Source organism: Acidovorax sp. Root219, assembly GCF_001428665.1.
Classification (GTDB): domain Bacteria; phylum Pseudomonadota; class Gammaproteobacteria; order Burkholderiales; family Burkholderiaceae_C; genus Acidovorax.
Window position 1 is genome coordinate 2,194 of the sequence record NZ_LMIJ01000022.1, and the last position, 412, is coordinate 2,605.

Consider the following 412-nt stretch of genomic DNA (forward strand, 5'->3'; position numbering starts at 1 on the left):
GAGCGTGGCGTCGGCCAGCGCCCAGATCGCCTCGGGCAACAACGACCTGTCGGCCCGCACCGAGCAGCAGGCCTCGGCGCTGGAAGAGACCGCCGCCTCGATGGAAGAACTGGGCTCCACCGTGCGCCAGAACGCAGACAACGCACGCCAGGCCAACCAGCTGGCATTGAGCGCCTCCACCGTGGCCGTGCAGGGCGGCGACGTGGTCTCCGAAGTGGTCGAGACCATGAAGGGCATCAACGACAGCAGCAAGAAGATCGCCGACATCATCAGCGTCATCGACGGCATCGCCTTCCAGACCAACATCCTGGCGCTCAACGCAGCGGTGGAAGCCGCGCGCGCCGGCGAGCAAGGCCGGGGCTTTGCCGTGGTGGCCAGCGAAGTGCGCAGCCTGGCCGGGCGCAGCGCCGAA

At 68.4% G+C, this 412-nt stretch carries 1 pseudogene; it reads left to right on the plus strand.

What is annotated here, in order from left to right:
• Nucleotides 1-412 (plus strand): annotated as a pseudogene (locus ASE28_RS33150) (methyl-accepting chemotaxis protein); the annotation flags it as partial.